Below are 7,535 nucleotides of genomic sequence, written 5' to 3'. Positions count from 1 at the left end.
CTTTACCTGCACGGTACACCGTACAAGTTTGCACCGGATGATCAGACCCGCGTACCTATGCAGGTGTGGATGTCACCTGGATTTACCAAAGAGAAAGGCGTTGATATGGCGTGTTTGCAGCAGAAAGCCGCTGATACTCGTTACTCACACGATAATATTTTCTCATCTGTATTGGGTATCTGGGACGTCAAAACATCAGTTTACGAAAAGGGTCTAGATATTTTCAGTCAATGTCGTAATGTTCAATAAATTACATTGTTGGGGGCTCAGGCCCCCAATTATCTGTTAAATAATAGGTTTGTTACTATTGTCCGTGTATTTCATGGTTGAAATTTTTTAACGGGCAAAGCAGAAAGAGGAAGCTAAAGTGGCAAAGCCTGGTGCAACTGGAATTACCCGAATCATTCATGCCACCAATTATAGTATGAAGGGACTTTCTTCAGCTTGGAGACATGAAGCGGCTTTTCGTCAGGAACTGTTACTCATTGTGCTGTTGATGCCTCTAGCGTTTTTTGTCGGAGATAGTTTAAATCAAATACTACTCCTAATGGTTATAAGTTGGCTGGTTGTGATTGTAGAGATCCTGAACTCAGCTATTGAAGCAGTAGTAGACAGAATAGGGTCAGAGCATCATGAGCTTTCTGGTCGAGCTAAAGACATGGGCTCTGCGGCTGTCTTCATTGCTCTGATGTTGAATGCCATAGTGTGGGGGGCATTGACAGGGCGTAATTTATTAGCCTGGTGGTAGTGTTATCATCAATAATATTTTTAATTATTCATGGCAGCCACCATAAATGGTGGCTGTTAAATGAAAAAATAATAGATGCTAATCATAAGGTGGAACTTTTTGTCTGTTTAGCCCGCACCATAGGTGCGAAAATAACCATATTTTATTATGACTGTTTTTCGGTCTTGATTCTACTCATACGAAATTTGACACTTAGTTAAGTAATGACAGCATGATTTTTGAGCCTGTTTATTAAAGCTTGACATGTTTGAATGCTAATATAAGTGTCGATTCTAATAAAATAGTATGTGGGGAAGTAGTAAAACTGGTTTATCTTCGCTGCGAAGCAGCGGAATGTTTAAAAAAGTCTTTTGTTCTCATAATTAGTAAATGGACAGTTTTCAGAATTTTTCAAGTGGCTAAAACGAAAAAATTTGCAAAAAAACTGTCGTGATGTTTTTTTGAACTGAAAGATGACGCCACAGGCTGCCTAAATTTATAGGCACACCCCATGCTGAATCCGTCCCACCAGATCGACAACAGCCTGAACCCCCATTGGTGTAGCCAACAACTTAGCTGGGGCTACGCCACCGAGGCCCCAGGCGGTTCGGTTTAACCACGACAGTGTCTTGACGGTATCGTTCCTGTGAAAGGCGAGCACCGTATCGAGAGCCTGTGCAACTCCGTATACCCTGGCACCCTGCGATATTGATAGGGGGGCTGTAATCCGCAGCTTGCGGGCCAGTGTACTCCGGCTAATACCAGACCATTGGCAAACAGTCCCCACATCCGCCTTCATCAATTCGGCGAGCCGATAGAGTATGTCCGGTGCTACGCCAGCCACGATCCATTGATGTGCTCCCAGTGGGTCACGAGGAATACCAAGACCTTCTAGGAGCTGGTTCGGAGTAGCTGCGTCACTACTAGGATGATAGGTTGTATAGGGCATCATGTAGCATTCCTCATTGTACAAACACGACCTTTCATGAGCTATCCTACTCCAAACTGTCGCTTTGAGTGGAAGATTCACAGCAGAATGCCCCTGCATTGAGGAGGACTGATGACCGAGTTGGTCTGTACTGAACCAGGTTTAGGCATTGAGCTTGGGACTACTTTTCAGGTTCTATCGGAGAACGGCTCTGAATGGGAAATCCTGTTGGGGAATGAATACCGCAGGATCAACAAACGCAGTGGGCGCGTTACAGGTTGGAAAACACCTCCAAAATTTGAGTGCAAAGACATCCAAAAATAACAAATGAGAGTTCAATGCTGGTTATGCCAGTGATAAATAGCCAGCCCAGGTTACTCCCACATCAAAAGCAGAAGATATTATAGTTTTCATAAAGCCTTAAATAAGGAGCTTAGCATGCTCGTAAAAGAAATTGTGCCAAAAGAGCAGGTCGTTGACATTCTCTGTGATGTCTGTGGTCGTAGTACAAAAACGAATTTTGGAACCAACCAATATGGCTCGTTATCGGCGGATTTTGGCTATGGTTCCCGTCACGATGGTGAGCGTTATCTGGTGCATCTGTGTGAAATGTGTTTTTTCGGTATACTCGCAACAATGAGGGAGATGCATCGCGGGGAACATATGTTTGACGATGACTATGAGGCTGCAAACCCAGACACATTTGGGCGTGATTATTCTAATAGGGAGATAATCTGAATAGTATGCCCCCATATTCGAGGTTGTGTGGAGAGAACTATTTCCTATCATCGCCTCATTCTGTGAGCCAATGATATTGTCCTATCGGCTCATTTCGTGAGCCGACCAAGATCGTTCATCGGCTCATCTGGTGAGGTGGTCTCAACGCTCACTACCACCTAGATTTAATTTTTGGCTACATAGTTTCATAGCAGATTGGAGCTAGGCCAATAAGCAGATCCAAACGCAATTTAGCTCACGAATTTTAAATGATGCTATTTTTGAGTCATCTTGGTGCCAAAAACAGTGGTGCTAATGCTGGGGTTGAGAGATAATTTCACTGATATAAAAATGTGATACATGAGGATAAAAATGAACGATTTTTTGAAAACGTTGTTGAATATCCGTAGTCTGAGAGCTGCATTGCGTGAGTTGTCATTTGAGCAGTTGGTCGAGGCTAAAGACAAATTTGACGAAATCTATGCCGAACGTGAGCAGCAAGAGAGCAAAATCAGAGCAGAGTCAGAAGAACGCCTGCAAAAGCTGGCTGAGTTTACCGAGCTGCTGAAAGAAGCAGGCATCGATCCTAGTGAGCTGGTTGGCACTTCGGCTCCAGCGAAAGCTGAGGGGTCAGCTAAAGCGAAACGCGCTCCTCGTCCTGCAAAGTATCGCTACACCGAGGATGGTCAGGAGAAGACCTGGACTGGCCAGGGCCGCATGCCCAAGGCCATCGCAGAAGCAGTTGCGGCTGGAAAAGCACTGGATGACTTCTTGATCTAATGCGCAGAGCCCATGCCTGCTCGGCGTGGGCCTTTAATTCTATCTGTAGTAGGAGCACTGTATGAGGAGGACATTGGAGGATATGATTTCATCCGAATCACCCGAGGTTGTCCAGAGAGCCAAGGAGCATGCCGAAGAGCTGCGAGTTCATATCGCTGTGACCAAATTGCTTTCAAATCTCGGTGCAGGTGATGTTCCTGAAATTGATCCCGATGTTCTAAATAGTTTATTGTCGCTCAAAAGGTCTGTTGAGAGTAATGACTGTCGGCTAAGTTTATTCGTCCATATGCCAGCTGGTACGCATCATGGCGTCAACATTTAACTAAAGTGCGTCATTGGTACGTTAATCGCAGATCTCATCTACCAAACGAAATTAACGCTCCCATGGCGATGCTTTTTCAAACTACCTCAGTGTGCAAGCAGACCTGATAGCGTGTATTGCGTCCGCCACCAGGTAATTTCTCAATGCACCCCCTACCCACCAATTCGGCCAGATGGCGTGTAGCCGTCGCCTTGCTGACTCCGGCGACTTTTTGATATTGGCTGGCGTTGATGCCATTTTCAAAACCCTGTTGGCCGCCATCCAATAAACGGTTAATAACCTTGGTTTGCTCTGGACTCAGACCGTCATGACAGTGCCGCTGCCAGAAAGATGCCTTGGCAAGGTCACGAGCAATACTCTGTAATGCCAGCTCTATGGCGTAATCCAGTGTGTCGAGGAACCAACAAATCCAGGAGGTAATATCCAACGAGCCCTTCTGTGCTGACCCCAATGCCCGATAGTAGTCTGCCCGCCGTTCTAGAATACCAACGGACATGGCATACAGCCGGATACCGTGGCTGTCAGCTTGTGACAGCGCGAGATCGGTCAATGCCCGTGCTAGCCGCCCATTGCCATCATCGACGGGATGAAGGGTCACGAACCAGAAATGGATGATTGCCGCACGAAGGAGGGGATCCATCGTGGGGTCATGCTGAGTCTGGTTAAACCAGGGGATGAACTCGGCCAGTTGATCGTCCAGAGTTGCTCTGGGCGGTGCCTCAAAATGCACGGTGGGGCGATCAACACGCCCAGAGACAACCTGCATCGGCTCATCTCCTCGCAACTGCCCTACGTTCACTGGCTGCACCGACCATTCGTTGGCGGGGAACAGCCAACGATGCCATTGGTAAAGTCGTTCAATTGTCAGTGGTTGTTCATGGTTGTCGATGGCATCCAGCATCATGGCCGCGAGCCCCTCTGAGCGCTCTGATACTGGATAGGACTGAGTTTGTGATCCCCCTAACCGTCTAGCCAGGGAAGAACGCACGGATTGGGCATTGAGACGCTCACCCTCAATAGCGGATGAGGAGATGATGTTAGCCAGTAACGTATCCAACGTTTGGTCGGAGTTCCCCAATCTGGAATGACTACCTATTAGCATTCCCAGCCTGCGTTGAGCATGCCGTAATCTGGGCAATACCTCGCTATCCTGCCAACGAAAATGGGGCCAATCTGCTTGTTGCCAAATCCAAAATGGTTCCATTATTTCCTCATCCAACGTGCTAGGGTCTCAATAATGAGCCGACCCAGCCCATCATTCAGCTCAATGTTTGAGCCGAATATAACACATGCAGCAGACCAACAGAGCTGGTAATGAGGATGGAGATACAGGCTGAAAATCTCAGACCGGAGCTGACGAAAAACTGGATTTATTGCTGCTGTGTGGCGCTACAGCAACCAGTAGATAGACCAGGCGGGAATTCATTTCCGTTTTGGATGGAGCTTGCAGCTTACGCTGCATAAAGCCACGCACAAGCAGATGCCGTCTGGTCTGCTCATTCATATACCTGACGACACTCACTAATATTGGGATGCCAGTCTAAGCCACCAAAAGAGAAGAATTGAACCACCGAGTAGATTGCCTGCAAGGTATTTCCAAGAGCGATCTGACAAGAACAAAATCGCACCCAGTATCGTTATCAAACCCCAGAGATAGGGCATGAGCAGTACATATAGGCCAGTCAGTGAGTATTCATCGTTAAACCAGTCATAGACCGGCTGAATGAACAGGATCGATGCATTCAAGAGGTGATAGAGCATGAACAAAACAAATACCCATTTTCTCTCTGTCTTCACTGCTGCGCTCACTTTAGTTCCCCTTGGAATGGATAGCTGAGTTCAATAACGGTCAAAAATGGCTTGTAGGCAAAGCGCTTGTAGTGTTGAAGAACAAACCAGCTTCTGAAACCGGACGCCAGGCCGTAGAACTTGACTCTTCCGGTCGTGGGGTCAGGCCCAATGTCAGGATAATCGAGACCGAAGTGGTCATATAGCGTTACTTTGATCGTGCCCTTGTAGAAATCGCCAAACTTTTCGTATGTCGTGATTTCCGCCTTGCCTGCCCAGACATCGTTAACCGCAATTGTGAGGCCCTGTATCTTATCCGCCGCAGAGTTGAAGATGGGTAACCGAAAGCCGGAGGTCTTGCTGTATTGCTGCATCAAGTCACTCAGAACAAGCTTGTTCACATCACCATCAAGTTCGGCCAGCTTTGCCTTTACTTCCTTGATAAGGGTATCTGAGAACTTGATCGTGGTCGGGTGAGCTCGTGCTGCTCTCGTCAACGCTTGGTTCCGATATTCACCCCCCTCGGATTTCTCGAACTTGGCGATCATGGCCAGAATGTTCATCTTCAAGTCGCCAGTCGCAAACAATGTGGCCATGTTGCGGAAGCTACTAAAGAACACCTTGGGGTCAGTTTTTTCGAGATCACCAATAAAGCCGTCATCTCCCATCTTCCCTACGAACATGGGGATAGCCTTGATCTGCTCTGCCGTCATTTTGCCGTAGGTCATATCTTCGGCGGGGCTGCCATCAACGTTCTTACCTGGCTCACGCTTCGACTTGTAGATGAGCACAGGTACACGATAGGTTGTGGCTGATGTTGTATCGGTTTTTGGCTTGAGAGCAGGAGGAATGGTTTCTGCCTTCGGGCGCTCTTTCTCTGCCGAACCGAACCACATTGTCGGCTTGGCCTGGGCATATGCTGACTTGATGGCCTGCTCAAACTTTGGTGTTCCCCTCACCGAGATTTGATCTCCCTGGATAGTGCAGCAAGCAAACACATCAGATTGCATCCCCAATATGACCTTCGACCCGTCATCAAGGCTTCCAGCCACAGGGCCTAGAATGCGCTTGAACTCGTCCTTGGTAAGTTGGCTGATGTCTCTGAGGTCTGGTTTCTGCATGTATAGAGGGCTCGATGAAGAGTAGTGAGAGGATCACTTTATCATCAATGCGCCAATCGAGACCATGTAGGCATTTTCTGAAAACGGCAGTTTGTGACGCTTTCTATAGATAGGCTACAGGGGGGGGAATAGCTAATAGGAAAATGCTAAAGCTGGCAATGAGGCTAATTACCATCACTGTGAATAATTATAGGGAAATATAGTTTTATCTGGGTGAAGATATAATTATTTGGAAAATATATCTATGGCAGCAACTCGCGAATGTCACACCCCATTACTCTGGCAAGACGATAAGCCTTTTCCAGGGTGATATTAACCTCACCACGCTCAATTCGTCCTACGTAGCTTCTATCAATTTCGGCCGCATATGCGAGTGCATCTTGCGATACGCCCAATTGAAGCCGTCTATTACGTACAGCATCACCAAATTTTTTTGCTAGATCTTGCATGTCTCGCCTCTCACTGGCGAGCACTATCTCTGGTTGTCTGGCTAACAACCACGGATTATAATCCGCAATCGAGTTTAGATTTCCACTAATTGTTTTCGTTCGAGACTAAGGATTACTTATGAGCTCCCAGACTGTGTGGTTACCAACCGCGCTCTACACCGCACTCATTCGATTGCAGATGGATGACTTCACTGCGATAGGATTTGTAAATGCCATTTTTGGTGACGAAGCAGAATCGCAGATACGTAAGCGGCGTTATACCTTCATTTATCGGCATCTGATCAAGCTCGTAAATCAGGGACTTCTAAAAAGGAAGAACGTTGATGATGGGAGACGCTTTTCTCATTTCATCAGGACTCCCAAGTTCGATGAAGTGCATTTCAAAGAGGACTTTATTGGGCCGGATGCGCTTGTAACGGAATCGGGTAAGGAACGTGAGCCGGAAACGTATGAGTCTGTCTTGGGCGGGCTGAGTGCGAGAGCACAGCACTACCGTCAAGCGTTGCAGGAATGTGATTCAATGCTCACTGAGTACCAGGAGTTAAGATCCGACTTCTCCATATTGGATCTAGCGATTGAAAGGGCCATCAACCATACCGTTGCAGAAAGTCGCGATTTGCGGGGCAGGCTGGAGGCCGTGGAGAGGCTTTTGAGGGGGCTGATGGCGTTTAGAAGTGCCTCTTGATGAACGGTCAGAATAGAT

General features: G+C 47.2%; 11 protein-coding genes and 1 pseudogene. 7 read left to right on the top strand and 5 right to left on the bottom strand.

Features of this window, described 5'->3' with window-relative positions; translation table 11 throughout:
• Nucleotides 1-249 (top strand): sulfatase-like hydrolase/transferase (locus tag BN1128_RS24315; protein ID WP_338082123.1); only part of this gene is annotated, 249 nt, incomplete at its 5' end.
• 118 nt (nt 250-367) lie between these two features.
• Nucleotides 368-748 (top strand): diacylglycerol kinase, encoded by a 381-nt coding sequence (locus BN1128_RS02080; RefSeq protein ID WP_042865961.1) that lies wholly within the window; start codon nt 368-370, stop codon nt 746-748.
• Between the two features lie 475 nt (nt 749-1,223).
• Here the strand turns inward: BN1128_RS02080 and BN1128_RS02075 are convergent, their stop codons facing one another.
• Nucleotides 1,224-1,676: an antitoxin Xre/MbcA/ParS toxin-binding domain-containing protein gene (locus BN1128_RS02075; protein ID WP_042866014.1), complete on the bottom strand. Its 453-nt coding sequence runs from the start codon at nt 1,674-1,676 to the stop codon at nt 1,224-1,226.
• Nucleotides 1,677-1,787: 111 nt separating this feature from the next.
• Here BN1128_RS02075 and BN1128_RS02070 point away from each other — a divergent pair, with 111 nt between their 5' ends.
• The 4 genes from BN1128_RS02070 to BN1128_RS24310 all read left to right on the top strand — a co-directional run bounded on the left by BN1128_RS02070 (nt 1,788) and on the right by BN1128_RS24310 (nt 3,474).
• Nucleotides 1,788-1,979, top strand: a complete 192-nt coding sequence (locus tag BN1128_RS02070; RefSeq protein ID WP_042032933.1) for a hypothetical protein — start codon at nt 1,788-1,790, stop codon at nt 1,977-1,979.
• Nucleotides 1,980-2,093: 114 nt separating this feature from the next.
• Nucleotides 2,094-2,393, top strand: coding sequence for a hypothetical protein (locus BN1128_RS02065; protein WP_042865959.1), 300 nt, complete (start codon nt 2,094-2,096; stop codon nt 2,391-2,393).
• Between the two features lie 351 nt (nt 2,394-2,744).
• Nucleotides 2,745-3,152 (top strand): H-NS family histone-like protein, encoded by a 408-nt coding sequence (locus tag BN1128_RS02060; RefSeq protein WP_042865958.1) that lies wholly within the window; start codon nt 2,745-2,747, stop codon nt 3,150-3,152.
• Nucleotides 3,153-3,234: 82 nt separating this feature from the next.
• Nucleotides 3,235-3,474 (top strand): hypothetical protein, encoded by a 240-nt coding sequence (locus BN1128_RS24310; protein WP_244464540.1) that lies wholly within the window; start codon nt 3,235-3,237, stop codon nt 3,472-3,474.
• Nucleotides 3,475-3,550: 76 nt separating this feature from the next.
• Here BN1128_RS24310 and BN1128_RS02055 read toward each other — a convergent pair whose 3' ends face one another.
• The 4 genes and pseudogenes from BN1128_RS02055 to BN1128_RS24300 form a co-directional block, all read right to left on the bottom strand.
• The gene (locus tag BN1128_RS02055) at nt 3,551-4,378 is read right to left on the bottom strand and encodes a Fic family protein (protein WP_244464541.1); all 828 of its coding nucleotides are present in this window, start codon (nt 4,376-4,378) and stop codon (nt 3,551-3,553) included.
• 66 nt (nt 4,379-4,444) lie between these two features.
• Nucleotides 4,445-4,678: pseudogene (locus tag BN1128_RS26110) on the bottom strand (DUF4172 domain-containing protein); the annotation flags it as partial.
• 601 nt (nt 4,679-5,279) lie between these two features.
• On the bottom strand, nt 5,280-6,383 hold the full coding sequence (locus tag BN1128_RS02045; protein ID WP_042865955.1) for a DUF3289 family protein: 1,104 nt from the start codon (nt 6,381-6,383) through the stop codon (nt 5,280-5,282).
• 242 nt (nt 6,384-6,625) lie between these two features.
• Nucleotides 6,626-6,832, bottom strand: coding sequence for a helix-turn-helix domain-containing protein (locus BN1128_RS24300; RefSeq protein WP_074045178.1), 207 nt, complete (start codon nt 6,830-6,832; stop codon nt 6,626-6,628).
• A gap of 118 nt (nt 6,833-6,950) precedes the next feature.
• On the opposite strand from BN1128_RS24300, the gene BN1128_RS02040 reads away from it, so the two are divergent.
• Nucleotides 6,951-7,517, top strand: a complete 567-nt coding sequence (locus tag BN1128_RS02040; RefSeq protein ID WP_042865953.1) for a hypothetical protein — start codon at nt 6,951-6,953, stop codon at nt 7,515-7,517.
• Nucleotides 7,518-7,535: the final 18 nt, after the last annotated feature.

This window comes from Aeromonas piscicola (genome assembly GCF_000820005.1).
GTDB classification, from domain to species: Bacteria; Pseudomonadota; Gammaproteobacteria; order Enterobacterales; family Aeromonadaceae; genus Aeromonas; species Aeromonas piscicola.
The sequence above is the reverse complement of the archived record's forward strand: the minus strand, read 5'-3'. Positions and strand labels throughout refer to the sequence as shown.

What these genes read in the sequence shown, in the direction of transcription:
- BN1128_RS02075 (WP_042866014.1), bottom strand. Translation starts at nt 1,676, where the DNA reads ATGCCCTATACAACCTATCATCCTAGTAGTGACGCAGCTACTCCGAAC.
- BN1128_RS02070 (WP_042032933.1), top strand. Translation starts at nt 1,788, where the DNA reads ATGACCGAGTTGGTCTGTACTGAACCAGGTTTAGGCATTGAGCTTGGG.
- BN1128_RS02065 (WP_042865959.1), top strand. Translation starts at nt 2,094, where the DNA reads ATGCTCGTAAAAGAAATTGTGCCAAAAGAGCAGGTCGTTGACATTCTC.
- BN1128_RS02060 (WP_042865958.1), top strand. Translation starts at nt 2,745, where the DNA reads ATGAACGATTTTTTGAAAACGTTGTTGAATATCCGTAGTCTGAGAGCT.
- BN1128_RS24310 (WP_244464540.1), top strand. Translation starts at nt 3,235, where the DNA reads ATGATTTCATCCGAATCACCCGAGGTTGTCCAGAGAGCCAAGGAGCAT.
- BN1128_RS02055 (WP_244464541.1), bottom strand. Translation starts at nt 4,378, where the DNA reads ATGATGCTGGATGCCATCGACAACCATGAACAACCACTGACAATTGAA.
- BN1128_RS02045 (WP_042865955.1), bottom strand. Translation starts at nt 6,383, where the DNA reads ATGCAGAAACCAGACCTCAGAGACATCAGCCAACTTACCAAGGACGAG.
- BN1128_RS24300 (WP_074045178.1), bottom strand. Translation starts at nt 6,832, where the DNA reads ATGCAAGATCTAGCAAAAAAATTTGGTGATGCTGTACGTAATAGACGG.
- BN1128_RS02040 (WP_042865953.1), top strand. Translation starts at nt 6,951, where the DNA reads ATGAGCTCCCAGACTGTGTGGTTACCAACCGCGCTCTACACCGCACTC.